Origin of the sequence: Caldimonas brevitalea, from assembly GCF_001017435.1 — a bacterium.
GTDB classification, from domain to species: domain Bacteria; phylum Pseudomonadota; class Gammaproteobacteria; order Burkholderiales; family Burkholderiaceae_C; genus Caldimonas; species Caldimonas brevitalea.
The window spans coordinates 1,981,461-2,007,333 of record NZ_CP011371.1 but is presented as its reverse complement, the minus strand read 5'-3'; the positions used below and the strand labels follow the sequence as shown (position 1 = coordinate 2,007,333).

The window sequence follows — 25,873 nt, the reverse complement described above, 5'->3', positions numbered from 1 at the left end:
ACCGGCAACGGGCCGCGACGTGACCCTGCCCCGCTGGCACCGGCTCCAGGTGCGCTTGCGCCTGGCGCCCGGGCAACGCTCGTTGCGCCGCCACCTGATGGTGTGGCTGCTGCTGCCGCAGCTGATCCTGTGGCTGGCGGCCGCCTATGTCACCTACCACCTGGCCGCGCGCTATGCCAACGGCGCCATCGACCGCAGCCTGTACCAGTCGTCGCGCGCGCTGGCGCAACAGGTGAAGCCGATCGGCAACGGCCTGTTCATCGACTTCCCCAAGGCGGCGCAAGCCATCATCGAGGCCGACCCGGACGACCGCGTCTACTACATGGTCAGCACGCCGCCGGGTGAGTTCATCCTCGGCAACAACCGGCTGCCGCCACCGCCGCCGATCCCCCATCTGCAGCTCGACCTGCCGTATTTCTACGACGGCATGGTCGGCGACGTGCCGGTGCGGGTGGCCGCGCTCTACCTCGCCTATGGCGAAGAAGACCAGCCGCAACGCATGCTGGTGCAGCTGGCCAAGAGCCGCACCAGCCGCGAAGAGCTGGCGCGGCAGATCCTGATCGACACCGCGTTGCCGCTGTCGGGCCTGATCGTGCTGATGTCGCTGATCGTCTGGGGCGGCATCCGCACCGGCCTCGCACCGCTGGCGCGCTTGCGCAACCTGGTCGAAGACCGGGCGCCGAACGACCTGGCGCCGATCCAGCTCGATTCCGCGCCCGAGGAAGTGCGCGCGCTGGCCAAGGCGCTCAACACCCTGCTGGCCGAGGTGCGCGAAAGCGTCGACAGCCAGAAGCGTTTCATCAGCAACGCCGCACACCAGTTGCGCACGCCGCTGGCGGGCCTGAAATCGCAAGCCGAACTGGCTCTGGCCGAAGCGAGCGACCCGGCACAGAAGGCGCGGCTGCAACGGGTGCAGGAAAGCGCCACACGCTCCGCCCATCTGGTGGCCCAGCTGTTGACGCTGGCCCGTGCCGAGCCTGAATCGGCCGCGGTGCAGGCGCGCAGCCGCTTCGACCTGCAGAAGCTCGCGCGCGAGCTGACGGCCGAGCAGGTGCCCCGGGCCCTGCACACCGGCGTGGACCTCGGCTGCGACGACGGTGACGAACGCGCCCTGGAGGTGCTGGGCAACGCGCTGCTGATCCGCGAAGCCCTGCAGAACCTGATCGACAACGCCATCCGCTACGCCGGCCGCGGCGCCACCGTGACGGTGCGCTGCCGGCGTGTCGACACGCAGGCGCTGATCGAGATCGAGGACGACGGGCCCGGCCTGCCGCCGGACCCGCACATCCACGAGCGCGTCTTCGAGCGCTTCGTGCGCGCCACGCACGAGGGCAGCGGCTGTGGACTGGGCCTGGCCATCGTGAAGGAAATCGTCGAGCGCCATGCCGGCAGCGTCGCACTGGCGCCGGTGTCGCCACACGGTCTGCGCGTCACCCTCAAGCTGCCGCTGGCAGGCTGATTGCTGCGCCTCAGTCCCGCGCGCTGTGCGGCGGCTGACTCCCGCGCGTTGGCGACCGGGCGATATCGCCCCTGCTCGCGGTACGCCCGCACCGTCGGACGTGGGATCGGGACACTAGGGTAAGTCCCGAGTTAATGTCCCGTTGCTGCAACTTTAACGTCGCCTTAACATTGCGCCGCGGATCCAGCCAGCCATCGGCCGGGCCGTTATCCACTACTTGAATGACGAGGAGCACAACGATGTCCACATCGAATCTGGTTGTCCGCCGCCTGGCCGGCGCACTGGCTGCCGCTGGCCTGATGGGCGCCACCGCTGCGCAAGCGGGTGAGGTCGAAGTCCTGCACTGGTGGACTTCGGGCGGCGAGGCCAAGGCGGCCACCGCGCTGAAGGGCAAGCTGCTGGCGCTGGGCCACACCTGGCGCGACTTTGCGGTGGCGGGCGGCGGCGGCGACTCGGCCATGACGGTGTTGAAGTCGCGTGTCGTGTCGGGCAACGCCCCGGCCGCGGCCCAGATCAAGGGCCCCTCGATCCAGGAATGGGCGCGTGAAGGTGTGTTGGCCCCGATCGACGATGTCGCCAAGGCCAACAACTGGGACACGCTGCTGCCCAAATCGATTGCCGACGGTCTGAAGTACAAGGGCAGCTACGTCGCCGCGCCGGTGAACGTGCACCGCGTCAACTGGCTGTGGGCCAACCCGGCGGTGTTCCAGAAGGCCGGCGTCAAGGTGCCGACCACCTGGGACGAGTTCTTCACCGCGGCCGAAGCGCTTAAGAAGGCCGGCGTGATCCCGGTCGCGCACGGCGGCCAGAACTGGCAGGACTTCACCACCTTCGAAGCGGTCGCGCTGGGCGTCGGCGGCACCGACTTCTACAAGAAGGCGCTGGTGCAGCTCGACCAGGGCACGCTGAAGAGCGCGACCATGGAAAAGGTGCTGGCCACCTTCAAGAAGGTCAAGGACTACACCGACCGCAACGCGGCCGGCCGCGACTGGAACCTCGCCACCGCGATGGTCATCAACGGCCAGGCCGGCATGCAGATCATGGGCGACTGGGCCAAGGGCGAGTTCCTGGCCGCCGGCAAGGTGCCGGGCAAGGACTTCGTCTGCTCGCCGGCACCGGGCACGGGCAAGGCCTACACCTACAACGTCGACAGCTTCGCGATGTTCAAGCTCAAGAACGATGCGAACGTGAAGGCGCAAAAGGACCTCGCCGCCGCCATCATGTCGCCCGAGTTCCAGGAGGTCTTCAACCTGAACAAGGGCTCGATCCCGGTGCGTTTGAACATGGACCTGGCCAAGTTCGACGACTGCGCCAAGCAGTCGTCGGCCGACTTCGTCGCCAGCTCGAAGTCGGGCGCCCTGCTGCCGTCGATCGCCCACGGCATGGCCGCGCCTTCGGCGGCTGAAGGCGCCATCAAGGACGCGGTGTCGCAGTTCTGGAACACCGACAAGATGACGCCCAAGGAAGCGATGGACCGCATCGCCTCCGCCGCCAAGCAAAAGTGATGTCCTGACCGCCGGGCCGGGCCGCGCTCTGCGGCCCTTGCAGGGCCCGGGTCACGCGCCGGCCATGCCGGCCGGCGCCCTGGCGCCTCGAGCGCCAAGGTGAAACGACGTGGTGCCGCAGTCCCTTCCACTGCGGCGCCCCGTCCCCTTCCTTCTCCTCGCCACTTCGAAAGTACCGGATGTCATCGCCTGCGACTCCCCGGCCGAACCAGCCTTGGCTGCCCAAGCTGGTCTTGGCGCCGTCTTTCCTGCTGTCGTTCCTGTTCATCTACGGGCTGATCGCCTGGAACGGCTATTTGTCGCTGTCCGCCTCGCGGCTGCTGCCCAACTACGAGTTCGTCGGCGTCGAGCAGTACGTCAACCTGTTCGACAGCGAGCGCTGGTGGGTGGCGCTGACCAATCTCGGCATCTTCGGCACCCTGTTCATCGGTTGCGGCATGGCGCTGGGCCTGTTCCTCGCGATCCTGCTCGACCAGAAGATCCGGGCCGAAGGCGCGTTGCGCACCATCTACCTGTACCCGATGGCGCTGTCGTTCATCGTCACCGGCACCGCCTGGAAGTGGATCTTGAACCCGGGCCTGGGCATCGAGAACGTGGTGCGCCAGTGGGGCTTCGAGAATTTCACCTTCGACTGGCTGATCAACCCCGAGCGCGCCATCTACACCGTCGTGATCGCCGGTGTATGGCAATCGTCGGGCTTCGTGATGGCGCTGTTCCTCGCCGGGCTGCGCGGCATCGACGACTCCATCATCAAGGCGGCCCAAGTCGACGGCGCCTCGCTGCCACGCATCTATTGGCGCATCATCATCCCCAGCCTGCGGCCGGTGTTCTTCAGCACGCTGCTGGTGCTGGCGCACATCGCGATCAAGAGCTTCGACCTGGTCATCGCGCTGACCAACGGCGGCCCGGGCTTCGCCACCGACGTGCCGGCCACCTTCATGTACTCGATGGCCTTCTCGCGCGGGCAGATCGGCCTGGGCGCCGCATCGGCCACCGTGATGCTGGCGACCATCGCCGCCATCGTCGTGCCTTATCTCTATTCCGAACTGCGCACCAAGCGTTGAGGCAGAGACCATGCAGAACTTCCATCGTTTCGTGATCTGGTCGCTGCTGCTGGGCTTTGCCGCGATGTTTCTGGGCCCGCTGTACGTGATGGTCGTGACCTCGTTGAAGGACATGAACGAAATCCGCTCCGGCGGCCTGCTCGCGCTGCCCGACAACCCCTCGCTCGGCGCCTGGGCCAAGGCGTGGTCGAGCGCCTGTACCGGCACCGACTGCGGCGGCCTGAAGCCCTTCTTCATGAACTCCACGCTGATGGTGGTGCCGGCGGTGCTGGTGTCCAGCGCGCTCGGCGCGATCAACGGCTACATCATCAGCAAGTGGCGCTTCCGCGGCAGCGAGGTGATCTTCGGCCTGATGCTGTTCGGCGTGTTCATGCCGATGCAGGTGGTGCTGCTGCCGATGTCGCAGGTGCTCGGCTGGCTGGGCATCTCCAGCTCGATCTGGGGCCTGGTGCTGGTGCACGTGCTGGCCGGCATTCCGTCGACCACGCTGTTCTTCCGCAACTACTACGTGGGCCTGCCCGACGAGCTGATCAAGGCCGCGATGCTCGACGGCGCCGGCTTCTGGCGCATCTTCTGGCGCATCGTGCTGCCGCTGTCGACGCCGATCCTGGTCGTCACGCTGATCTGGCAGTTCACCAACATCTGGAACGACTTCCTCTATGGCGTGGTGTTCTCGGGCGGCGACTCCAAGCCCGTCACGGTCGGCCTCAACAACCTGGCCAACACCTCCAGCGTGGTGAAGGAATACAACGTCGACATGGCGGCCGCGATGATCGCCGCGCTGCCCACCCTGGCGATCTACGTGATCGCCGGCAAATACTTCGTGCGCGGCCTGACCGCCGGTGCCGTCAAAGGTTGATCAGGAAAAGAAAGAAAGAGCGAGAACATCATGGGTGCACTCTCAATCCGCAACGTCCGCAAGGCCTACCACCAGATCGAGATCCTGAAGGGCATCGACCTCGAAGTGGAGTCGGGCGAGTTCCTGATCCTGGTCGGCCCGTCGGGCTGCGGCAAGTCGACGCTGCTGTCGATGATCGCTGGGCTCGACTTCCCCACCTCGGGCCAGATCCACATCGGCGACCGCGACGTGACCTACGCGCTGCCCAAGGACCGCGACATCGCGATGGTGTTCCAGAGCTATGCGCTGTATCCCAACATGAACGTCGCGCAGAACATCTCCTTCGGGCTCGAGATGCGCAAGGTCCCCAAGGCCGAGCGCGAGGCCGCCATCCAGCGCGTCGCCAAGATGCTGCAGATCGAACATCTGCTCGACCGCAAGCCCGGCCAGCTGTCGGGCGGCCAGCGCCAGCGGGTCGCGATGGGCCGCGCGCTGGCGCGTGAGCCCAAGCTGTTCCTGTTCGACGAACCGCTGTCGAACCTGGACGCCAAGCTGCGGGTGGAGATGCGCGCTGAGATCAAGCTGCTGCACCAGCGCACCCGCACCACCACCGTCTACGTGACGCACGACCAGGTCGAGGCGATGACGCTGGGCGACCGCATCGCGGTGATGAAGGACGGCCAGGTGCAGCAGTTCGGCACGCCCGACGACATCTACTCGCGCCCGGCCAACCGCTTTGTCGCCGAGTTCATCGGCTCGCCGGCGATGAACATGCTGGAAGCCTCACGCGGCGGCAACGGCGGGCTCAGCGCGCACGGTGTCGAGCTGACGCTGCTGTCGGAGCAGCGTCAGGCGCTGCAGCGCGCCAGCGGCGGCGGTGTCACCTACGGCCTGCGCCCCGAGGCGCTGCAGTTCGCCGACACCGGGCTGCCCGGCCAGCTCAGCATGCTCGAGCCGACCGGCCCCGAGACCTACGCCATGGTCGACACCGCCCTCGGCCACATCGTGGCGCGGGTGCCCGGCAAGGTGACACAACGGGTCGGTGACCGGGTGCACCTGGCGTGGTCGGCCCACGACGTGCACTTGTTCGACGCCGCGAGCCAGCAGCGCCTCGGCTAACGTTACGCAACACGGGTCGAGACGGGCGCTGATAAGCTCCTCGTCTCGATCACGGTGCATGAGATGCACCGCATCGCGCCATGCAAGGCTCGATCCGGCCAGCGTCGGAACCGGTTCCGCTGCTCCACCAGGGCCAGCCCCGGCGGTTGCGCGGTGCGGGCCCCATGCCCGCGACACGACCGCCCGGTCCTGCCCGGCTCTTCCTTGCGTTGCGTGCCTTTGCCGCGCTTGCCTCGATGCAAACCCTGCCTCGCTTCCGCTCGCCCGCCTTCCTGCAAGAACACATCTTTCACACGATGGCGTTCTACCACCCGCGCTGCATCGACAAGCGAGGCGACTACTTCCAATACTTCCGCGACGATGGCAGCCCCTACGACCCGCAGCGTCGGCGGCTCGTCAACACGGCCCGCATCGTCTACAACTACGCGCTCGCCTACCTGAGCTTCCGCGCGCCCAGCTATCTCGAAGCGGCACGCCACGGGCTCAAGTCGTTGCGCGACACCCACCGTGACCCGGCCACCGGCCACTACCACTGGACCTTGCGCGTGCAAGACCGGGCCGACGGCGGCCGCGATGTCCAGGTTGCCGACGACAGCCAGCTCGCCTATGGCCTGGCCTTTGTGATGATGGCGTATGCAGTGGCCGTGAAGGCCGGCATCGACGAAGCGGCCGGCTGGCTGGCCGACACCTGGCAGCAGTTGGAAACCCGCTTCTGGGACCCGTCCGCCGGCCTCTATGCCGACGAGGCGGCACCCGATGGGCGGTGGCGGCCCTACCGCGGGCAGAACACCAGCATGCACATCTTCGAAGCCCTGCTGGCCGCCCATGACGCGACCGGCGACGCGGCCTATCTGGACCGCGCGGAAGCGGTCGGCAAGCGCATCACGGTGGACCTGTCGGAGCTGACCGACGGCTTCATCTGGGAGCGCTACACGAGCGCATGGCAGCCCGATTGGGACTACCACCGCGACGAAGGCGCCGACACCTTCCGGCCCTGGGGCTTTCGCTTCGGCCACCAGACCGAATGGGCCAAGCTGTTGCTGCTGCTCGACCGTGTGCGGCCCCAGCCCTGGCTGCTGCCGCGCGCCCAGGCGCTGTTCGACGCGACCATGAGCCGGGCCTGGGACACCCAGCGCAACGGCATGTACAACCGCATGGCGCCCGACGGCCGCCTGCACGACGGTCGCAAGTTCTTCTGGGTGCAGTCGCAGACGATGGCGGCGGCCGCGCTGCTGGGCCAGCGCACCGGCCTGCCGGTGTACTGGCGCTGGTTCGACCGGCTCTGGTCTTACATGTGGGACTATCTGATCGACCACGAGCACGGCGCCTGGTACCACGTGCTGGGCGCCGACAACCGGCCGATCGGCAACGAGAAGAGTGCGACCGGCAAGACCGACTATCACACGCTGAGCACGGTCTACGTGGCGCTGTCGGCCCTGCCGTCCTGAGGTAGCTGCCGCTCAGGCCTGACCTCGGCGAGAGCGACGCGCGAACGCCAGCATCGCCAGTCCGCCGGCCATCATCAGCCACGTGCCGGGCTCGGGGACCGGCCTCAGCACGCCGAACACCCCCTCCGTCTCACCCTCCGGCCCGGCCGAGTAGTACAGCAGGCTGCTGCTGCCCGCTGCCTGGTCGTTGCCCGGCGTCAAGGCCCACAGGCCGTCCAGCACCAGCGGCTGGCCGTCGGCGCCCTGCAACTGGCCCAGCAAGGCGAAGCTGTCGGGGTCGTAGGCACTGATGCGGCCGTCGCCGAAATTGCCCACCAACAGCGCCCCGGCCCAGTCGCCGAAGGACGACGGCGCGATCGCCAGCCCCCACGGTGCGTTCAGCGGCCCGCCGTCCGCGACACGGCCCAGAAAGTTGCCTTGCAGGTCGAAGCGGTTGATCACACCGTCGCTGCCGGGTTCACGCCCGACATAGCTCACATACAAGGTGTCGGCGAGGTTTTGCACGTTGAACGGTGTATAGCCGGCCGGCAGACCCGGGTCGACGAAACTGCCTTCCAGGGCCGGCGCCGCGTCGCTGCCCTTGTACACATCGATCGTCCCCGCGCCGACGTTGGACGCATACAAGTAGCCGTGATCGCCCACGGTGGCGAAGGCGGCACCCGTGTAGGACCGGTTCGCCGCGGCCGGCACGAGCGTCTCGGCGCTGGTGCCCAGCGCCGGCCGCCAGCCCGAGACGGTGCCGTCCCCGTTGACGAAGAGGAACACGTTGCCGCCGAACGACGTGGCCGCAGCCTTGTTGAACACCTGTCCGGTGACGCCCGCGCCAGGGATGGCGACGGTCAGGTCCAGCTTGGTGGTGGCCTGGGTGACCGGATCGACCCGGTACAGCGGTGAGGTGCCGGCCCCGCTGGACGAGACCCAGAACGGGCCCGACGGCGCATAGGAGATGCCCCAGGCGTTTTTCAGGCCGGTGTCGGTGATCTGGCCGGGATGGTCGACCGGATCGCTGGTGACCAGCACGGTGGACGTGAACGGACCGGGGGGTGCGGCCGCGACCGGCGCTGCGAAGCAGAACAGCAGGGCGCCGGCGGCAAAAGCCGTACGGCAGGATAGAAAAGCCGTCATGGCGTTGCTCCTGTGATGACGTGTCGTCCGGCTGATGGGTGTACAGCCTGCCGGCCCTGCAGCCGGCGACAGGGTCCACAGCAACCCTAGCGACGGCCGCGCGAGATACAAGGATCGTTCACCCGCGAGCACGTTCCGCAACACATGACACGCCGCCGTCACCGCACGGCCCAGGTGCCCGCCCGCCGAAGTGTTTCATCTCAGAATGACTCGGGAGCGGGCACGGGGTCAGCGCACGGTGGCTGGCCGCCCTACCTCATGCGCGCGCCGACGTGGATCGCCGCGGCACCGTAAGGCGGTGCGGTCAAGGTCGCGTAGCCGCCAGCGTCGACCGTGACCACCTGGCCCGTGCAACTGCCGTTGAGGTAGTCGCCCGAGATGACGTCGCAATAGCGGCCGGCCGGCAGGCTGGTCTTGAAGTTGCGCGTCAGCGCCGCGCCTTCCTTGTTGATCACGACGAAGCCTTTGTCGCCGCGGCCGAAGGCGATCTGGTTGTGGTCGTTGTCCCACCAGTCGGTCACCGCCCAGGTGCCCAGCGTGGCGTTTCGGAAGCCCACCATGTTGCCGATCGGTCGCCAGCGGTGTTCGCAGACCCAGCCGCCAATCTGCTGGTTGAAGCAGGCCGGGCTCGACACGTTGCCATCCCACGGACCCTTGGTGGCACCGCCGCTGTGGTGCGGGGGACCGAAGCTGGTGTCGTACTCGCTGGCCCGGTTGAAGGCATAGCTCGACATCACCGACGGATAACCGTAGGGCCACGCCAGCATGAACACATTGGCGAGGTTGTAGGTCGAGCCGGCGTGATAGGTGAGGTAGCTGCCGCCGCCGCCGTGGCCGCGTTGCTTGTCGTGGTTGTCGACGAAGGCGACAGCCTTGTGGCTGGGCATCAGGCCCCAGGTCGGGCCGAAGGTTTCGAGGTCGGCGAGCCGGCCATTGGCGAACTTGCCATACAGCTGCTTGCCGTAGTTGAACTCGGTGACGTTGACCTGCCCGCCGCCCAGGCCGAAGTACTGCTCGGGTTGCACGGCTTCGCCAGGGGCGCCGATGACCTCGAGGAACCAGTACGGACGGGTGGCGACCCGCGAATTGACGTTGTCGATGATGGCGCCGAGGTCGCCGGGGCTGATGTGCTTGGCCGCGTCGACCCGGAAGCCCTTGACCCCCATGTTGGCGAGCCCGACCAGGTAGTCGGCGATCTTGCCTCGCACATACGGGGTGCCGGTGTGCAGGTCCTGCAGGCCGGACAGCTCGCACAGCTGCACGTTGTCGGCGTTGCTGTAGTTGTTGACCGCGCACACCGGCGAGTGGAAGTCGTAGCCGCTGTAGAGCCCCGGATAGTGGTGGTAGCTCCAGCTGCGGCCAGCGCTCGAGGTGCCGCTGCTGCCACCTGACATGTGGTTGATCACGGCGTCGACATAGATGCCCACGCCCACCGCGTTGCAGCGGTTCACCATGTCCTGGAACTCGGCGCGCGTGCCGCTGCGGCTGCGGTCCAGGTTGTAGCTGACGGGCTGGTAGCGCATCCACCAGGGATACGGCGCGCCGTTGCCGCTGGTGACCCAGTTGTGTTCATTCGGCGGCGACACCTGCACGCCGGCAAAGCCCTTGGGACCGAGGTAGGTCTCGCATTCCTTGGCGACGTCGGTCCACTTCCATTCGAACAAGTGGACGAAAGCTGTGCGCGCGGAGGCCTGCGCATGCGCCGTCGAGGCAGCCCATGGCGCCGCGCCGAGCAAGCTGGCAACACCCAGCGCGACAGCGGCGCGGGCAAACGAACGGGGCATGGGGCGAGCGAGCCCCTGCACGGAGGTGCAAGAACGGTACGACAAGTTTGTCTCCTGTAGTTGGCCATGTCAGGACGTGGGGTCTCAGCGCCCCTGTCCAGCGGTCGGGTGAACCGGGTCGAACATTAGTCAGGATTCGACCTCCGCGCGCACTGCCAGGCGAGTACCGAAGGCTTGTTGTGTAAGTAGTGTCTGGAGGATCAACTCGGTGCAACCGGAGCCGCTCGAGCCCGGTGTAGTTACACCGGTCGCTCAGGGTTTTCACCGCTGGCTTGGGCCGCCGCGGTCCGGCTGCGCAGTGCCGCGGCACTGGCCAACAGCGCACTGGCCGACCCGGCCCAGAAGACGGCGGCGAAACCGGCCGCCTCGCTCAAGGCGCCGCCCGCCACCCCGCCCAGCACACCGGAGCATCCATAGCCGAGCACGGTGTAGAGCGCCTGCCCACGGCCGCGCAAGCGGCCGGTGAAATGGTGGTTGATGAAGGCGATGCAGGCGCTGTGGTGTGCAGCAAAGGTGAGCGCATGCAGCAGCTGCGCCACCACCAGGGCGGCAGGACTGGCCCCGAGCGCGGCGGTCAGCGCAAAGCGCAGCGCGGCGGCGGCACAGGCCACCGCGATCCACGTCGGCGGCGTCCAGTCGGCCCCCCAGCGCCCCTGCAGCAGGAACCACGCGATCTCGGCCAGCACCGACACCGCCCACAACATGCCGAGCACACGTTTGTCATAGCCCAGCGCATCGAGATGGAGCGAAAAGAAGCCGTACAGCGCCACATGCGCGAGCAGCATCAAGAAGGCGGAGACGAAAAACCAGCGCACCGCCGGCTGTGCCAGCACGGGCTTCAGCGACGGCGCGGGCTCGCGTCCGTGCGCGCTGTCGGGAGCGCCCGGCAAAGCCCAACAGGCGCAGGCCAGCACCAGCAGCAGCAGCACGGCACCCAGTGCAAAGGGCCGGATGCCGTGCCGCTCGAACCAAAAGCCGAACACCACCACCGTCACGATGAAGCCGATCGAGCCCCACACCCGCACCCGTCCGTAGCGGCGCAGGTCGAGGCCGCGCCCGGTGCTGACCCGCTGGGCGACCGCCGCCTCGGCCATCGGCATCATCGCGCTGGTGTTGGCGAACATCGCGAACAACACGGCGCCGACATAGGGCAGGCTGGGCGCGACCCAGCGCGGTGTCAGCAGCAGGCCGAGCGCGCACAGCAAGGCCGCGCCGGAGGCGATGCGCATCAACCACACCCGGTGGCCGGTGCGGTCGGACAACCAGCCCCAGCTGTAAGGCGCCACCACCCGGGTGATGCCTTGCACCGAGCCGAGCGCGCCGATCGCCAGCGTGCTGAAGCCCAGGTCTTTGAGCCACAGCGGCAGATAGGGATTGAAGTAGCCGATGAAGGCGAAGTAGCTCGCGGACAGCACCGCAAAAGCCCACAGCGAAGCGCCGGGGGCGGCGCCGGCAGGCGTCGCAGGCGCCGTCAAGGCTGATCCCTCGCTCAGCCGGCGCTGCCGGGCACCTGCTGGCGCGCGATGTCGGGCGTGCCGACGCGCACGTCGCCGCACTGCGCGCGATGGCGCAAGGCGTGGTCCATCACGACCAGCGCCAGCAGCGCTTCGGCGATCGGCGTCGCGCGGATGCCGACGCAGGGATCGTGACGGCCGAAGGTCTCCACCTGCGTGCTCTGCCCGGCGACATCGATCGAGGCGCGCGGCGTGCGGATCGAGCTGGTCGGCTTGATGGCGATCGAGACGGTGATGTCCTGCCCGCTGCTGATGCCGCCCAGCACGCCACCGGCGTTGTTGCCGCCGAAGCCCTCGGGCGACAGCTCGTCGCCGTGCTGGCTGCCCCGCGCGGCCACGCAGGCGAAACCGGCGCCGATCTCGACACCCTTGACGGCGTTGAGCCCCATCATCGCGTGGGCGATGTCCGCATCGAGCTTGTCGTAGAGGGGCTCGCCCAGCCCGACCGGCACGCCCGAGGCTTCGACGTGCAGGCGCGCACCGACCGAGTCGCCGGCCTTGCGCAGGCTGTCCATATAGGCCTCGAGTTCGGGAATGACGCGGGCGTTGGCGGCAAAGAACGGGTTGTTCGGCACCTCGTCCCAGGCCTCGATCGGCACCGCGATCTCACCGAGTTGTGTCATGCAGCCGCGGAACGTCGTGCCGTACTGCTGCTTCAGCCATTTCTTCGCGACGGCAGCCGCCGCCACGGTGGGCGCCGTGAGCCGTGCGGACGAGCGGCCACCGCCGCGCGGGTCGCGGATGCCGTACTTGTGCCAGTAGGTGTAGTCGGCATGGCCCGGACGGAAGGTCTGCAGGATGTTGCCGTAGTCCTTGCTGCGCTGGTCGGTGTTGCGGATCAGCAGACAAATCGGGGTGCCGGTGGTCTTGCCTTCGTAGACGCCCGACAGGATCTCGACCGCGTCCGCCTCGTTGCGCTGCGTGACGTGGCGCGAGGTGCCGGGGCGGCGGCGGTCGAGGTCGGGCTGGATGTCGGCTTCCGACAGCTCCATGCCGGGCGGGCAGCCGTCGATCACGCAGCCGATGGCGGGGCCGTGCGATTCGCCGAAGTTGGTGACGCGGAACAAAAGGCCAAGGGTGCTGCCGGACATAGATCGTGCGACGTGAAAGCAAGACCGCGCACCGGTGGGCGGCGCGCGGCTAGCGTGTTGCGGTGGTGGTCGATTCTACGCGGGCCCACCCGACGGGCCCCTCACCCTCGACGGCCGTTGCCGGCCGGGGCGTGCGGCTGGCGCACGCCGGTGGCCTCAGAGCGTCTGCACCGGCTCGCCGCCGTCGGCGCCGGGCCAGTCGCGGATGTAGGCCTTGAGCATGCGGTTTTCGAAGTCCTGGCTGTCGACCACCGCCTTGGCGACGTCATAGAACGAAATGACGCCCATCAGCGTGCGCTGGTTGAGCACCGGCATGTAGCGCGCGTGGCGGCCCAGCATCATGCGGCGCACCTCGTCGATCTCGGTCTCGAGCGTGCACGTCAGCGGCGCGTTGTCCATCACGGTGCGCACGATGGTCTTGCCGACCGCACCGCCGTTGCCAACCACCGCCTGGATCACCTCCCTGAAGGTCAACATGCCGACCAGGTCGCCATGCTCCATGACGACGAGCGAGCCGATGTCGCGCTCGGCCATCGCCTTCAAGGCTTCGGCCAACGGCTGATCGGGCGAAACGGTGAACAACGTGCCACCTTTGACCCGAAGGATGTCACTGACTTTCATGGGGTGTCTCCTGGCTGCAGCCCGCGCCGGGCGGGCAAATCGACGTCTCAATATAGCCCACAATGTCGGGCACAAGACCCGGTAGTAACGGCTGGTACCAATCCATCCGCAAGCATCGCCGAACAGGCCCACAAGGCCTCGTCACACAGGAGACAACGTGCCCGGATATTCCGACCCCGGCTTCGACACGCTCGCGCTGCACGCCGGCAGCGCCCCCGACCCCGCCACCGGCGCGCGCGCCGTGCCGCTGTACCTGAGCACCTCGTTCGTGTTTCACGACAGCGACCACGCCGCAGCCCTGTTCAACATGGAGCGCGCCGGCCACGTCTATTCCCGCATTTCCAACCCCACCACGGCGGTGCTCGAGGAGCGCATCGCGGCGCTCGAAGGCGGCGTCGGCGCGATCGCGACGGCCAGCGGCCAGGCCGCGCTGCACCTGGCGGTTGTCACGCTGATGGGCGCCGGCGCGCACATCGTCGCGAGCGCGGCCCTGTACGGCGGGTCGCACAACCTGCTGCACTACACGCTGAGGCGCTTCGGCATCGAGACGACCTTTGTGCGGCCCGGCGACCTGGACGCCTGGCGCGCGGCGCTGCGGCCCAATACCCGCTTGTTCTTCGGGGAAACCCTCGGCAACCCGGGCCTGGACGTGCTCGACATCCCGTCTGTCGCGGCCATCGCCCATGAGCACGGCATCCCATTGCTGGTCGACTCGACCTTCACCACCCCCTATCTGATGCGGCCCTTCGAGCACGGGGCCGACCTGGTCTACCACTCGGCCACCAAGTTCCTGTCGGGTCACGGCACGGTGGTGGGCGGTGTGCTGGTCGACAGCGGGCAGTTCGACTGGGTAGCTTCGGGGCGCTTCCCGGAATTCACCGAGCCCTATGCCGGCTTCCACGACATGGTTTTTGCCGAAGAGAGCACCGTCGGGGCGTTCCTGCTGCGCGCGCGGCGGGAGGGCTTGCGCGACTTCGGGGCCTGCATGAGCCCGCACACGGCCTGGTTGATCCTGCAGGGTGTCGAAACGCTGCCGCTGCGCATGGAGCGGCATGTGGCCAACACCCGGCGTGTCGTGGAATTCCTGCGCGGCCATGCGATGGTCGAGTCGGTCGGCTACCCCGAACTCCCCGGGCACCCGAGCCAGCCGCTCGCCGCGCGGCTGCTGCCGCGCGGCTGCGGGTCGGTGTTCAGCTTCGACCTCAAGGGCCGGCGCGAGCAGGGGCGGCGCTTCATCGAGACGCTGAAGGTGTTCTCGCACCTGGCCAACGTGGGCGATTGCCGTTCGCTGGTGATCCACCCGGCCTCGACCACCCACTTCCGGATGGACACCGCGGCCCTCGCACAGGCCGGCATCGGCGAAGGCACCATACGGTTGTCGATCGGCCTGGAGAGCGCGGACGATCTGATCGACGACCTCGGGCGCGCGCTGAAGGCGGCCGAGAAGCTCGGGAGCGGCCGATGACCTTCGACCTCGACGGCCGTGCGGCCTATGCCTACACCGGCGGGCGCCCTTTCGACCCCGCCCTCCCCTGTGTGGTGCTGATCCACGGCGCCCTCAACGACCACAGCGTCTGGTCGCTGCAAAGCCGCTACCTGGCGCACCACGGCCATGGCGTGCTCGCGGTCGACCTGCCGGGGCACGGCCGCAGCGACGGGCCGGCCTTGCCCGACGTGGCCTCGCTGGCGGCGTGGATCGAGTCTTTGCTAACGGTGGTCGGCGCGGCGCGTGCGGCGCTGGTCGGCCACAGCATGGGCTCGTTGGTCGCGCTCGAAGCCGCCGCCCTGCTGGGCGAACGGGCCACCGCGCTGGTGATGGTCGGCACCACCTATCCGATGAAGGTGTCTTCGGCCCTGCTCGACACCGCCCGCGCCACGCCCGAGCGCGCGATCGACCAGGTGAACGCCTATTCGCACTCGACGCTGGCGCCCAAACCGTCGGCGCCCGGCCCTGGCAGCTGGCTGCACGGCGCGAGCCGCGCCTTGATGCGACGCCTGCAGGCCGACCATACCGCGCGCTACGGCGCCAACCTGTTCCATCACGATTTCGGCGTCTGCGACCGCTACACCGGCGGCGAAGTCGCCGCGGCTCGGCTGCGCTGCCCGGTGCGGCTGGTACTGGGCGAGCAGGACCAGATGACCTCGCCCAAGGCGGCCGCCTCGCTGGCCGGCCTGCTGCGCGCGGACGTCGTGCGGCTGCCGGCCGGGCATGCCCTGATGGCCGAGGCGCCCGATGGGGTGTTGAATGCGATCAAGTCCTTTCTGCCGCTGCCTCAGGAGGCTTGACCGATGACACCCACTACTGCCCGTGCGCCTGACGCAGGCATCGACCCGCGGTCGTTCACCAGCTTCGCCGAGTTCTATCCCTACTACCTCAGCGAGCACAGCGACCGCCGCTGCCGGCGGCTGCACTTCGCCGGCTCGACGCTGGCGCTGGCCTGCCTCGCGACGCTGCTGGCCACCGGGCAGCCGCTGTGGCTGCTGGCCGGCCTGGCCTGCGGCTACGGCTTCGCCTGGGTCGGCCACTTCGGCTTCGAGAAGAACCGGCCGGCGTCGTTCAAGCGCCCGCTCTACAGCTTCATGGGGGACTGGGTGATGTACAAGGACATCTGGACCGGGCGCATCAAGCTCTGAGTCCCGGCTCACGCCCGCCGGCGCCTGCAGGCCGGCGCCTATCCCAGCAGGTCGGCCAGTGTCATGCGTGCAAAGCCGGCACGCTCCCAGAAGCCGCGCAGCGTCGGGCTCGGGTCGAGCAGCAATTCGGCCAGCAGCGGCTGCGCGGTGGTGCGATCCGGCTCGGCCAACAGCACGTAACGCGCGCCCTCGCGGCCCTCTTCCTGCAGGCGCGCCACCCAGTCGAGCGCCATCAGCTTTTCCAGCACCGGCTCGATCTGCAGCGGGTCGGTGCGCAGGTGCTCCGCCAACTGCGCCGCCGACAGCCCGTGGTAGCTCTGGCCGCGCGCCTGCAGCAGCTCGCGCAGCACGGTGACGGCGAGGTGGAAACGGTGACCCGGCGTGGTCGGCCGGCGCACCACCCGCATCTGCAGGCTCGGCGCGTACGCCGCGATCACGGCGCCGAGCAGCACGATCACCCAGCCGAAGTAGATCCAGACCAGGAAGATGGGCACGGTCGCAAAGGTGCCGTAGACCGCCGAATAGGTCGGCACGCGGCGCAGGTACAGGGCCAGCAGGCTCTTGGCCACCTCGAAGCCGATCGCGACGAACAGCCCGCCCACCATCGCGTGGGACCACCGCACGTGGGTGTTGGGCACGAGGCGGAACATCGCGCCCATCGAGGCGGCCAGCAGCCCGAACTCGAGCACGTTGAGCATCGCGCTGATGCCGCCTGGCAGCGTGCTGACCAAGCCGCGCGACGCACTGAGGAAATATGAGGTGATGCTGAGGCTGGAGCCGAGCATCAAGGGCCCGAGCGTTGCCGCAGCCCAGTACAGCAGCACCCGCTGTGCGATCGGGCGCGACTTGCGCACCCGCCAGATGCTGTTGAGCGTGCGGTCGATCGTGAGCAGCAGCGCCAGCGCGGTGAACACCAATATCACCAGGCCGGCGGTACCGAGCCGGTTGGAATTGGCCGCGAACTGGGTCAGAGCCCGCAGCACCGGCTTGGCGATGGCGTCGGGGATCAGGCTCTCGATGAAGTACTTCTCGAGCGCCACCTGGAAGCGGGCGAAGATCGGGAAGGCGGTGAAGATCGCCAGCGTCACCGTGAAGAACGGCACCAGCGCGATGATGGTGGTGAACGTGAGGCTGCCCGCGGTCAAGCCCAGCCGGTCTTCTCGGAAGCGCAGCCGCAAGGTCTTGAGCGTGTCCATCCAGGGCCAGCGATGCAAGGTCTGCAGCAGGCGTCCTAGCTGTTGGCGCGAGGAATGGCGCAGTCCCAGGGGGAAATTCATGGCCGTTATCATGCCATTGATGAATTCGACGTCCGTCCCCAACCTGACGCGCGCGCTCGCTGTCGCCAGCCTGCTCGGGCTCATCGTGCTCGGCGTCGGCTGGGAGTTGTGGTGGGCACCGCTGCGGCCCGGGGGCAGCTGGCTGGCCCTCAAGGTGCTGCCGTTGTGGTTGCCGCTGGCCGGCCTGCTCAAGCGACGCATGTACACCTACCGCTGGGTCAGCCTGCTGGTCTGGATCTACTTCGCCGAGGGTGCCGTGCGCGCCACCAGCGACCGCGGCCCGAGCGCTGTGCTCGCCGGCGTCGAAGTGCTGCTGTGCTTGCTGTTGTTTGGCGCCTGCGCACTGCATGTACGCTGGCGGCTGCGCCATGCGCCTGTCTCTGCGGCCGCCTCCACACCCACCTGACCCCCCTCAAGCCCCACACCGCGCACATGAACACTGCCGCCCTGCTCGATGCCCTGCGCGCCGCCGTCGGCGCGGCCCACGTCCTGACCGACGGCGATCTGTCCGCCTGGGAGCTGGATTGGCGCAAGCGTTACCGCGGCAAGGCGCTGGCGGTGGTGCGGCCGGGGTCCACCGCAGAAGTGGCGGCGGTGGTGAAGGCGTGCACCGCCCTCGGCGTGGGCCTGGTGCCGCAAGGCGGCAACACCGGGCTGGTCGGCGGCTCGGTGCCCGACCAGAGCGGCGAGCAGGTGCTGCTGAGCCTGCAACGCATGAACCGGGTGCGCGAGATCGACGCTGCCAACCTCACGATGACCGTGGACGCCGGCTGTGTGCTGCAGGCGGTGCAGGAAGCCGCCGCCGCCCAGGGCCTGCTGTTCCCGCTCAGCCTGGCGGCCGAAGGCAGCTGCACCATCGGCGGCAACCTGGCCACCAACGCCGGCGGCACGCAGGTGCTGCGCTATGGCAATGCGCGCGAGCTGTGCCTCGGGCTGGAGGTCGTGACGGCCGCCGGTGAGGTCTGGGACGGGCTGTCGGGCCTGCGCAAGGACAACACGGGTTACGACCTGCGCGACCTGTTCATCGGCAGCGAGGGCACGCTGGGCATCATCACCGGCGCCACCTTGAAGCTCTATCCGCAGCCGGCGGCGCGGGTCACCGCGCTGGCGGCGCTGCCGTCGCTCGACAACGCCGTGGCGCTGTTGCAGCTCGCGCAGGCCCGGCTCGGCTCGGGCCTGACCGGCTTCGAAGTGATGGGCGCGTTCGCCTTGCAGCTGGTGGCACGGCATTTCCCGCAGCTGCCGCAGCCGCTCGCGGCGTCGCCGTGGATGGTGCTGCTGGAGCAGTCGGACACCGAGTCCGAAGCGCATGCGCGCGGGCTGTTCGAAAGCATGCTGGAGACCGCCCTCGAACGTGAACTGATCAGCGACGCCGCGATCGCCGAGAGCCTCGAGCAGTCGCGCGCCTTGTGGCATCTGCGCGAGTCGATCCCGCTGGCGCAGGCCGAAGAGGGTCTGAACATCAAGCACGACATCTCGGTGCCGGTGTCACGCATTCCGGCCTTCGTGGCCGAGGCCGACGCGGCCATCGCGGCGCGCTTTCCCGGCGCCCGGCTGGTCAACTTCGGCCACCTGGGCGACGGCAACCTGCACTACAACGTGCAGGCGCCCGAGGGCGGCGCCGCGGCCGACTTCCTGCGCGAGCACGAGGCAGCCGTCAACGAGGTGGTCTACGACACGGTGGTGGCGCACGGCGGATCGATCTCGGCCGAGCACGGCATCGGCGCGTTGAAGCGCGACGAACTGGAGCGGCGCAAATCGCCGGTGGCCTTGCAGCTGATGCGTGCGATCAAGCGGGCGCTCGATCCGCAGGGCCGCTTGAACCCGGGCCGCACGCTGAGCGCCTGAGCGCAGGGGGCTGAAAAGGCGGCGCCACCGCCCTTCGGGGCGCGGCGGCCCGCCCTACTGCAGCGGCCCCTTGAGGGCGTCGGGCAACGGCAGCGGCACGACGTCGATGCCCTCGTCGATCAGCGCCTCGGTTTCCTCCCGTGTGGCGTGGCCGCGGATGGCACGCGCTTCGGTTTCACCGTGGTGGATACGGCGGGCCTCCTCGGGGAAGCGTTCGCCGACGTCTTCGGTGTTCGCGATCACATGCCGCACGGCCCTGAGGAACAGTGCCTGCAGCGCCTGCGGCGTGGGTGGCTGCTGCGGGGCCATTTCGTTGGCGGGCCCGGGCGGCGTGGTGTTGTTGCAGGCCTGCGCCGCCGGCGGCGCCTTGGCATGGGACAAGTTCAGCCTGGGAGCGCTGGGCATGCGAGTGATCTCGCCGTCACCGCAATAAGGGCAGACGAGCAGGCCGCGCTCGAGTTGCGACCGGTAGTCGTCTTCCGATGCGAACCAGCCTTCGAAGCCGTGTTCGTGTCGGCATTGCAGATTCCAGACCTTCATAACATCACGGTTGTCGTCCCGAGTTCGCACTGTCGTGCGAGATCCAGTCAAGCGGCCACGCCCCGGCGCGCCAACGCTGCCACCACAGCAGACCGATCATCGTCTTGGCGTCGGTCACCCGGCCGTCGCGTATCCAGTCGTCGAGCTGCTCGGGCGTCGCGGTGATGACTTCCAGAAATTCACCGTCGTCGAGCTGCTTGTCACCCGCGACCAGCCCACGCGCGAACCAGATCTCGATGCCTTCGTTCGAATAGGCAATGGCATTGTGCAGCACGCCGGCGTACGCCCATTCGCGCGCCCGGTAGCCGGTCTCTTCGAGCAGCTCGCGCTCGGCACACTGCCGCCCGGGCTCGCCGGCGTCGAGCTTACCGGCCGGGAACTCGATCATCACCTGGCCAAGCGGGTAGCGGAACTGCCGCTCCAGCACCAGCCGGCCGTCGTCGAGCAGCGGCACGATCATCACCGCGCCCGGGTGCACGATGTATTCGCGGTGCGAAGTGGCCCCGTCGGGCAGTGCGATCTTGTCGCGCCGCACGTCGAGGAAGTGGCCGCGGTAGACCTGCTGGGTCTCCACGCACAGTTCGGCCAGATGGCTGTCTTCTTCGGCAGCGGGCGTCATACGTCCTTTGAGGGGGAACGGTGGGGGGTGGCAGGAAGATCAGCCGCGGTGGCGCCGCAAATAGCGCCACACGAAGCCGGGAAAGGCGAGCGTCAGGAACAAGCAGGCCGACACCGCGTAGAACTCCCAGCCCTGCGCGTGGCGCTGGCCGATGCGGGCTTCGAGCCCGAAGCCCAGGCCCAGCACGGCCCCGAACAGCACCAGCAGCTCGAACAGCCGCAGCGCCAGGGCCTTGTGGGGCGAGCGCCGTGGCCCGATGGCGAACAGGCGCTCATTGACGAACGGCAGGTTGGCGGCCACCACGGCAACCGCCAGCACCAGCCAGACCGAAGCCGCGAGTGTGTCCAAGGAGGGTCCTTAACCGCCCGCGAGGTCGCGGATGGCGTTAACGCACAGTGTCATCAGACCACCGGGCAGCAGGCCGAACACCAGCACCGCGACACCGTTGAGCGACATTACCGCGCGGGCGTCGAAACTGGTGCGGATCGGCGCCGTGTCGGTCGCCTGGTCGAAATACATGACCTTGACCACGCGGAGGTAGTAGAAGGCGCCGATCAGCGACAGCAGCACGGCGATGACCGCCAGCCAGATGTACAGCGGCAAATTGGTCGACACCAGCGCCTGCAGCACCGCCAGCTTGGCGAAGAAGCCGACCGCGGGCGGCACGCCGGCCAGCGAGAACATGAAGATGGCCATCACCGCCGCATACCAGGGGCTGCGCTGGTTCAAGCCCTTGAGGTCGTCGATCTCCTCCGCCTCGAAGCCCTGGCGCGACAGCAGCGCGATCAGGCCGAAGGTGCCCAGCGTGGTCAGCACGTAGGTGATGGCGTAGAACATCGCCGAGCTGTAGGCGTTGCCGGCCGACGCGGTGTTGCCGGTGACGACACCACACGACAGGCCCAGCAGCATGAAGCCCATCTGGCCAATCGTCGAATAGGCCAGCATGCGCTTCAGATTGGTCTGCGCGATCGCGGCAAGGTTGCCCACCACCAGCGAGGCCACCGCCAACACGATCAGCATGTGCTGCCACTGCTCGGCCAGACCGTACATGCCGTCGACCAGCAAACGGATCGCCATCGCGAAGCCAGCCAGCTGGGGTGCGCCCGAGATCAGCAGCGTGACGCCGGTGGGAGCGCCCTGGTAGACGTCGGGCACCCACATGTGGAACGGCACGGCGGCCAGCTTGAAGGCCAGGCCCGCGACCACGAAGACGATGCCGAACACCAGCACCTGCTCGTTGATGTTGCCGGCGTTGATGCGCGCCAGCACGGTCGGGATGTCGAGCGACGAAGTCGCGCCGTACATCATCGACAGGCCGTACAGCAAGAAGCCCGAGGCCAGCGCGCCCAGCACGAAGTACTTCATCGCCGCCTCGGTCGCCCCGGCATGGTCACGACGCAAGGCGACCAGCGCATACAGCGACAGCGTCATCAACTCCAGGCCCAGGTAGATGGTCAGGAAGTTGTTGGCCGAGATCAGCAGCATGATGCCCAGCAGCGAGAACAGGCTGAGCGTGAACAGCTCACCCTTGAGCATGCCGCGCTCGGCCGCGTAAGGCCGGGCGTACACCAGCGACACCAGCGTGGCGATGGTGGCGAAGAACTCGAGCAAATTGCCCATCGGGTCGCTGACGACCATGCGGTTCATGCCGTACACCGTGCGCGTGTCGCCGATGTAGGAGAGCTGCAGGGCGCCGACGGCGACCAGCGAGAACACCGTCAGCCAGTAGGTCGGCGCACGCTGCGGATGCTTGACGAACAGATCCACCATCGCGATGACGCAGGTCAGCGCGAGCAGCAGGATCTCGGGGTAGATCGCGAGCCAGTTCATTTCGTTCATCTTGTGGCCTCGTCAGGTCAGAGCTTCGGTTGGGCCACGTGCTGCAGCAGGTTGACGACCGAGTGGTGCATGACGTCGGTGAAAGGCTTGGGATAGAGGCCCATCCACAAGACCGCGACGGCCAGCACCGCGAGCATCACGAACTCGCGTGCGTTCAGGTCTTGCAGCGCGGCCACGTCGTCGTTGGCGACCGGGCCGAAATAGACCCGCTTGACCATCCACAAGGTGTAGCCGGCACCGAAGATCAGCGTCGTGGCGGCCAGCGCGCCGAGCCAGAAGTTGTTCTTCACGGTGCCCAGGATCACCATCCACTCGCCGACGAAACCGGCGGTGCCCGGCAGGCCGCAGTTGGCCATCGCGAACAACACCGCGAAGGCGGCGAACTTGGGCATCGTGTTGGCAACACCGCCGTAGGAGGCGATCTCCCGCGAGTGCACGCGGTCGTAGAGCACGCCGATGCACAGGAACATCGCGCCCGAGACGAAACCGTGCGAGACCATCTGCACGATGGCGCCCGACATGCCCAGCTCGTTGAACATGAAGAAGCCCAGCGTCACGAAGCCCATGTGGGCGATCGACGAGTACGCCACCAGCTTTTTCATGTCTTGCTGCACCAGCGCCACCAGGCCGATGTAGACCACCGCGACCAGCGACAGCGCCACGATGATCCAGGTCAGCTCGCGGCTCGCATCGGGGGCGATCGGCAGCGAGAAGCGCAAGAAGCCGTAGGCGCCGAGCTTCAGCATGATGGCCGCCAGCACCACCGAGCCGCCGGTGGGCGCCTCGACGTGGGCGTCGGGCAGCCAGGTGTGCACCGGCCACATCGGCACCTTGACCGCGAACGCCAGGAAGAAGGCGCCGAACAGCAGCTTCTGCGCGTCGAGGCCGATGCGCATCGTGTGCCAGGTCTGGATGTCGAAGCTGCGCGACTGGTAGTACAGATAGACCAGCGCGACCAGCATCAGCAGCGAGCCGAGCAGCGTGTACAGGAAGAACTTGAAGGCCGCGTAGACGCGCCGCGGGCCGCCCCAGATGCCGATGATGATGTACATCGGGATCAGGGTCGCTTCGAAGAACACGTAGAACAGCAGGCCGTCGAGCGCCGAGAACACGCCGACCATCAGGCCGGACAGGATCAAGAAGGCGCCCATGTACTGGTTGACGCGTTCGGTGATGACCTCCCAGCCGGCGATCACGACGATCACCGTGATGAAAGCGGTCAGCAGCACGAACCACACCGACAGGCCGTCGACGCCGAGGTGGTAACGCGCGTTGAAGCGCGCGATCCACGGTGCGTTCTCGACGAACTGCATCGCGGCGCTGCCGGTGTCGAAGCCGCTCAGCAGCGGCAAGGTGATGGCGAAGCTGACCAGCGCGCCGATCAGCGCCAGCCAGCGCACGGTGCCGGCCAGCTGCGGGCGGTTGAAGGTCAGCAGGACGCAGCCGATGACGATGGGCGTCCAGATCGCGAGGCTCAGAAGATTCATGTTGTTCTACCCTCGCTCAGCGCGTCACGAACGACTGCAGGAAGGGCCACAGCTGCCAGGTCAGCAGCGCGAAGATGCCGACGATCATCACCAGCGCATAGTGATAGATGTAGCCGGACTGGAACAAGCGCACCACCGAGGCGGTCAGGCCGACCAGCTTGGCCGAGCCGTTGACGACCACGCCGTCGATCAGGCCCACGTCGCCGCCCTTCCACAGGCCACGGCCGAGCAGCCGGGCACCGGCCGCAACGATGTTCTCGTTGATCCAGTCCATGTAGTACTTGTTTTCCATGATGCGGACGAGGAAGCCGAGGCGCTGCCGCAGCATCGTCGGGATGGCCGGCTTGAGCATGTAGAACACGTAGGCGGTGACCACACCGGCCAGCGCGAGCCAGAACGGCGCCGTCATGAAGCCATGCAGGCCCATCGCCATCGCGCCATGGAAGTGCGACTGCAGCTCAGCCATCGCAGGATGTTTGGTCGCGTCGACGGTGATGGCGTCGGCGAAGAAGCTGCCGTGGACCAGCGGCCCGAGCGTGAAATAACCGATCACCACCGACGGGATCGCCAGCAGCAGCAGCGGCACCGTGACGACGGCCGGTGACTCGTGCGGCTCGTGCACATGATCGTGGTCGTGATGACCATCGGCGTGCGCCTCGTCGTCTTCCGGCGGGAAGGGCTTGTGGCGGAAGCGCTCTTCGCCGTGGAACACCAGGAAATACATCCGGAACGAATAGAACGCGGTGACGAACACGCCCAGCACCACCGCGAAGTAGGCAAAACCGGCACCGGGCAGATGGCTCGCGTGCACCGCCTCGATGATGCTGTCCTTCGAGTAGAAGCCCGAGAAGAACGGCGTGCCGATCAGCGCCAGCGACCCCAGCAGCGAGGTGATCCAGGTGATCTTCATGTACTTGCGCAGGCCACCCATGTTGCGGATGTCCTGATCGTGGTGCATGCCGATGATCACCGAGCCGGCGCCGAGGAACAGCAGGGCCTTGAAGAAGGCGTGGGTCATCAGGTGGAACACCGCCACCGAGTAGGCCGACACGCCCAGCGCCACGGTCATGTAGCCCAGCTGGGACAGCGTCGAATACGCCACCACCCGCTTGATGTCGTTCTGGATGATGCCCAGAAAGCCCATGAACAGCGCCGTGATCGCGCCGATCACGAGCACGAAGTTGAGCGCGGCGTCCGACAGTTCGAACAGCGGCGACATGCGGGCCACCATGAAGATGCCCGCGGTCACCATGGTGGCCGCGTGGATCAGCGCCGAGATGGGCGTCGGGCCTTCCATCGAGTCGGGCAGCCAGACGTGCAGCGGGAACTGGGCCGACTTGCCCATCGCGCCGATGAACAGACAGATGCAGATGACCGTGATCAGCATCCAGTCGCTGCCCGGGAAGGTCAGCTGGGCGATCTCGCCGGCGCGCGCGAAGGTTTGCGCGTAGTCGAGAGTGCCGGCATAGGCGACGATCAGGCCGATGCCGAGGATGAAGCCGAAGTCGCCGACCCGGTTGACCAAAAAGGCCTTCATGTTGGCGAACACGGCCGAGGGCTTCTTGAACCAGAACCCGATCAGCAGATACGACACCAGGCCCACCGCCTCCCAGCCGAAGAACAGCTGCAGGAAGTTATTGCTCATCACGAGCATCAACATCGAGAAGGTGAACAGCGAGATGTAGGAGAAGAAGCGCTGGTAGCCCGGGTCTTCTTCCATGTAGCCGATGGTGTAGACGTGCACCATCAGCGAGACGAAGGTCACCACGCACATCATCATCGCGGTGAGGCCGTCGACCAGGAAGCCGATCTCCATCTTCAGGTCGCCGAGCGTCATCCACTCGTAGATGGTGGCGTTGAAGCGGGCGCCGTCGACGACGGCGTTCAGCGTCAGCGCCGACAGCACGAAGGCGATGAACACCCCGAGGATGGTGATGGTGTGAGCGCCGCGCCGGCCGACGGCCTTGCCGAACAGGCCCGCGACGATGGCGCCTACCAGCGGCGCCAAGGGCACCGCCACCAGCATGTTTTGAGAGAGCTGCGTCATGTTGTTATGGGCTC

23 protein-coding genes are annotated in these 25,873 nt (G+C 67.5%); 11 read left to right on the top strand and 12 right to left on the bottom strand.

The window, feature by feature from the left end; genetic code table 11:
* Positions 1–19: 19 nt before the first annotated feature.
* The 6 genes from AAW51_RS08850 (at position 20) to AAW51_RS08825 (ending at position 7,433) form a co-directional block, all read left to right on the top strand.
* Positions 20–1,459 (top strand): sensor histidine kinase, encoded by a 1,440-nt coding sequence (locus AAW51_RS08850; RefSeq protein ID WP_047194318.1) that lies wholly within the window; start codon positions 20–22, stop codon positions 1,457–1,459.
* A 239-nt stretch (positions 1,460–1,698) separates the two neighbouring features.
* Complete coding sequence (locus tag AAW51_RS08845) at positions 1,699–2,964, top strand: ABC transporter substrate-binding protein (protein ID WP_047194317.1); 1,266 nt, start codon at positions 1,699–1,701, stop codon at positions 2,962–2,964.
* A 179-nt stretch (positions 2,965–3,143) separates the two neighbouring features.
* Positions 3,144–4,028, top strand: a complete 885-nt coding sequence (locus AAW51_RS08840; RefSeq protein WP_047194316.1) for a carbohydrate ABC transporter permease — start codon at positions 3,144–3,146, stop codon at positions 4,026–4,028.
* Positions 4,029–4,038: 10 nt separating this feature from the next.
* The gene (locus AAW51_RS08835; protein ID WP_047194315.1) at positions 4,039–4,887 is read left to right on the top strand and encodes a carbohydrate ABC transporter permease; all 849 of its coding nucleotides are present in this window, start codon (positions 4,039–4,041) and stop codon (positions 4,885–4,887) included.
* 30 nt (positions 4,888–4,917) lie between these two features.
* On the top strand, positions 4,918–5,985 hold the full coding sequence (locus AAW51_RS08830; protein WP_047194314.1) for an ABC transporter ATP-binding protein: 1,068 nt from the start codon (positions 4,918–4,920) through the stop codon (positions 5,983–5,985).
* Between the two features lie 236 nt (positions 5,986–6,221).
* Positions 6,222–7,433: an AGE family epimerase/isomerase gene (locus AAW51_RS08825; protein ID WP_047197586.1), complete on the top strand. Its 1,212-nt coding sequence runs from the start codon at positions 6,222–6,224 to the stop codon at positions 7,431–7,433.
* A 12-nt stretch (positions 7,434–7,445) separates the two neighbouring features.
* On the opposite strand, the gene AAW51_RS08820 is transcribed toward AAW51_RS08825, so the two are convergent.
* The 5 genes from AAW51_RS08820 to AAW51_RS08800 all read right to left on the bottom strand — a co-directional run bounded on the left by AAW51_RS08820 (position 7,446) and on the right by AAW51_RS08800 (position 13,568).
* Positions 7,446–8,558, bottom strand: a complete 1,113-nt coding sequence (locus AAW51_RS08820) for a TIGR03118 family protein (RefSeq protein ID WP_047194313.1) — start codon at positions 8,556–8,558, stop codon at positions 7,446–7,448.
* Positions 8,559–8,809: 251 nt separating this feature from the next.
* Complete coding sequence (locus AAW51_RS08815; protein WP_238947802.1) at positions 8,810–10,342, bottom strand: alpha-amylase; 1,533 nt, start codon at positions 10,340–10,342, stop codon at positions 8,810–8,812.
* A gap of 239 nt (positions 10,343–10,581) precedes the next feature.
* Positions 10,582–11,817, bottom strand: a complete 1,236-nt coding sequence (locus AAW51_RS08810) for an MFS transporter (RefSeq protein WP_047194312.1) — start codon at positions 11,815–11,817, stop codon at positions 10,582–10,584.
* Between the two features lie 14 nt (positions 11,818–11,831).
* Positions 11,832–12,947: a chorismate synthase gene (gene aroC, locus AAW51_RS08805; protein ID WP_047194311.1), complete on the bottom strand. Its 1,116-nt coding sequence runs from the start codon at positions 12,945–12,947 to the stop codon at positions 11,832–11,834.
* 156 nt (positions 12,948–13,103) lie between these two features.
* A complete protein-coding gene (locus AAW51_RS08800) occupies positions 13,104–13,568 on the bottom strand; it encodes a CBS domain-containing protein (RefSeq protein WP_047194310.1) in 465 nt (154 codons plus the stop codon).
* 157 nt (positions 13,569–13,725) lie between these two features.
* On the opposite strand from AAW51_RS08800, the gene AAW51_RS08795 reads away from it, so the two are divergent.
* Genes AAW51_RS08795 through AAW51_RS08785 form a run of 3 tightly spaced genes read left to right on the top strand, consistent with a single transcriptional unit; the run spans position 13,726 to position 16,202 of the window.
* Entirely contained in the window at positions 13,726–15,033 is a 1,308-nt protein-coding gene (locus tag AAW51_RS08795) for an O-acetylhomoserine aminocarboxypropyltransferase (RefSeq protein WP_047194309.1), read from the top strand.
* Positions 15,030–15,854: an alpha/beta fold hydrolase gene (locus AAW51_RS08790; protein ID WP_047194308.1), complete on the top strand. Its 825-nt coding sequence runs from the start codon at positions 15,030–15,032 to the stop codon at positions 15,852–15,854. The genes AAW51_RS08795 and AAW51_RS08790 overlap by 4 nt, the downstream gene beginning before the upstream one ends.
* Before the next feature lie 3 nt (positions 15,855–15,857).
* On the top strand, positions 15,858–16,202 hold the full coding sequence (locus AAW51_RS08785) for an Mpo1-like protein (protein WP_047194307.1): 345 nt from the start codon (positions 15,858–15,860) through the stop codon (positions 16,200–16,202).
* A 38-nt stretch (positions 16,203–16,240) separates the two neighbouring features.
* On the opposite strand, the gene AAW51_RS08780 is transcribed toward AAW51_RS08785, so the two are convergent.
* A complete protein-coding gene (locus AAW51_RS08780) occupies positions 16,241–17,479 on the bottom strand; it encodes a YihY family inner membrane protein (protein ID WP_047194306.1) in 1,239 nt (412 codons plus the stop codon).
* A 19-nt stretch (positions 17,480–17,498) separates the two neighbouring features.
* Here AAW51_RS08780 and AAW51_RS08775 point away from each other — a divergent pair, with 19 nt between their 5' ends.
* Together AAW51_RS08775 and AAW51_RS08770 are read left to right on the top strand one after the other, a co-directional pair.
* A complete protein-coding gene (locus AAW51_RS08775; RefSeq protein WP_238947801.1) occupies positions 17,499–17,885 on the top strand; it encodes a DUF2069 domain-containing protein in 387 nt (128 codons plus the stop codon).
* 26 nt (positions 17,886–17,911) lie between these two features.
* Positions 17,912–19,327: an FAD-binding oxidoreductase gene (locus AAW51_RS08770; RefSeq protein WP_047194304.1), complete on the top strand. Its 1,416-nt coding sequence runs from the start codon at positions 17,912–17,914 to the stop codon at positions 19,325–19,327.
* Between the two features lie 54 nt (positions 19,328–19,381).
* Here AAW51_RS08770 and AAW51_RS08765 read toward each other — a convergent pair whose 3' ends face one another.
* From AAW51_RS08765 to nuoL, 6 genes are read right to left on the bottom strand one after another with little or no spacing between them, the layout of a single operon-like run.
* A complete protein-coding gene (locus AAW51_RS08765; protein ID WP_047194303.1) occupies positions 19,382–19,867 on the bottom strand; it encodes a DUF1178 family protein in 486 nt (161 codons plus the stop codon).
* Positions 19,868–19,871: 4 nt separating this feature from the next.
* Complete coding sequence (locus tag AAW51_RS08760) at positions 19,872–20,486, bottom strand: NUDIX domain-containing protein (RefSeq protein ID WP_047194302.1); 615 nt, start codon at positions 20,484–20,486, stop codon at positions 19,872–19,874.
* Between the two features lie 39 nt (positions 20,487–20,525).
* A complete protein-coding gene (locus AAW51_RS08755) occupies positions 20,526–20,834 on the bottom strand; it encodes a DUF2818 family protein (protein WP_047194301.1) in 309 nt (102 codons plus the stop codon).
* Positions 20,835–20,843: 9 nt separating this feature from the next.
* A complete protein-coding gene (nuoN, locus tag AAW51_RS08750; protein ID WP_047194300.1) occupies positions 20,844–22,325 on the bottom strand; it encodes an NADH-quinone oxidoreductase subunit NuoN in 1,482 nt (493 codons plus the stop codon).
* A 17-nt stretch (positions 22,326–22,342) separates the two neighbouring features.
* On the bottom strand, positions 22,343–23,812 hold the full coding sequence (locus AAW51_RS08745) for an NADH-quinone oxidoreductase subunit M (RefSeq protein WP_047194299.1): 1,470 nt from the start codon (positions 23,810–23,812) through the stop codon (positions 22,343–22,345).
* 16 nt (positions 23,813–23,828) lie between these two features.
* Positions 23,829–25,859 carry an NADH-quinone oxidoreductase subunit L gene (gene nuoL / locus AAW51_RS08740; RefSeq protein WP_047194298.1) on the bottom strand — a complete coding sequence of 677 codons (2,031 nt, stop codon included), beginning with the start codon at positions 25,857–25,859 and terminating at the stop codon, positions 23,829–23,831.
* Between the last annotated feature and the right edge of the window lie 14 nt (positions 25,860–25,873).

What these genes read in the sequence shown, in the direction of transcription:
- AAW51_RS08845 (WP_047194317.1), top strand. Translation starts at nt 1,699, where the DNA reads ATGTCCACATCGAATCTGGTTGTCCGCCGCCTGGCCGGCGCACTGGCT.
- AAW51_RS08840 (WP_047194316.1), top strand. Translation starts at nt 3,144, where the DNA reads ATGTCATCGCCTGCGACTCCCCGGCCGAACCAGCCTTGGCTGCCCAAG.
- AAW51_RS08835 (WP_047194315.1), top strand. Translation starts at nt 4,039, where the DNA reads ATGCAGAACTTCCATCGTTTCGTGATCTGGTCGCTGCTGCTGGGCTTT.
- AAW51_RS08830 (WP_047194314.1), top strand. Translation starts at nt 4,918, where the DNA reads ATGGGTGCACTCTCAATCCGCAACGTCCGCAAGGCCTACCACCAGATC.
- AAW51_RS08825 (WP_047197586.1), top strand. Translation starts at nt 6,222, where the DNA reads ATGCAAACCCTGCCTCGCTTCCGCTCGCCCGCCTTCCTGCAAGAACAC.
- AAW51_RS08820 (WP_047194313.1), bottom strand. Translation starts at nt 8,558, where the DNA reads ATGACGGCTTTTCTATCCTGCCGTACGGCTTTTGCCGCCGGCGCCCTG.
- AAW51_RS08815 (WP_238947802.1), bottom strand. Translation starts at nt 10,342, where the DNA reads ATGCCCCGTTCGTTTGCCCGCGCCGCTGTCGCGCTGGGTGTTGCCAGC.
- aroC (WP_047194311.1), bottom strand. Translation starts at nt 12,947, where the DNA reads ATGTCCGGCAGCACCCTTGGCCTTTTGTTCCGCGTCACCAACTTCGGC.
- AAW51_RS08800 (WP_047194310.1), bottom strand. Translation starts at nt 13,568, where the DNA reads ATGAAAGTCAGTGACATCCTTCGGGTCAAAGGTGGCACGTTGTTCACC.
- AAW51_RS08790 (WP_047194308.1), top strand. Translation starts at nt 15,030, where the DNA reads ATGACCTTCGACCTCGACGGCCGTGCGGCCTATGCCTACACCGGCGGG.
- AAW51_RS08785 (WP_047194307.1), top strand. Translation starts at nt 15,858, where the DNA reads ATGACACCCACTACTGCCCGTGCGCCTGACGCAGGCATCGACCCGCGG.
- AAW51_RS08780 (WP_047194306.1), bottom strand. Translation starts at nt 17,479, where the DNA reads ATGAATTTCCCCCTGGGACTGCGCCATTCCTCGCGCCAACAGCTAGGA.
- AAW51_RS08775 (WP_238947801.1), top strand. Translation starts at nt 17,499, where the DNA reads ATGAATTCGACGTCCGTCCCCAACCTGACGCGCGCGCTCGCTGTCGCC.
- AAW51_RS08770 (WP_047194304.1), top strand. Translation starts at nt 17,912, where the DNA reads ATGAACACTGCCGCCCTGCTCGATGCCCTGCGCGCCGCCGTCGGCGCG.
- AAW51_RS08765 (WP_047194303.1), bottom strand. Translation starts at nt 19,867, where the DNA reads ATGAAGGTCTGGAATCTGCAATGCCGACACGAACACGGCTTCGAAGGC.
- AAW51_RS08760 (WP_047194302.1), bottom strand. Translation starts at nt 20,486, where the DNA reads ATGACGCCCGCTGCCGAAGAAGACAGCCATCTGGCCGAACTGTGCGTG.
- nuoN (WP_047194300.1), bottom strand. Translation starts at nt 22,325, where the DNA reads ATGAACGAAATGAACTGGCTCGCGATCTACCCCGAGATCCTGCTGCTC.
- AAW51_RS08745 (WP_047194299.1), bottom strand. Translation starts at nt 23,812, where the DNA reads ATGAATCTTCTGAGCCTCGCGATCTGGACGCCCATCGTCATCGGCTGC.
- nuoL (WP_047194298.1), bottom strand. Translation starts at nt 25,859, where the DNA reads ATGACGCAGCTCTCTCAAAACATGCTGGTGGCGGTGCCCTTGGCGCCG.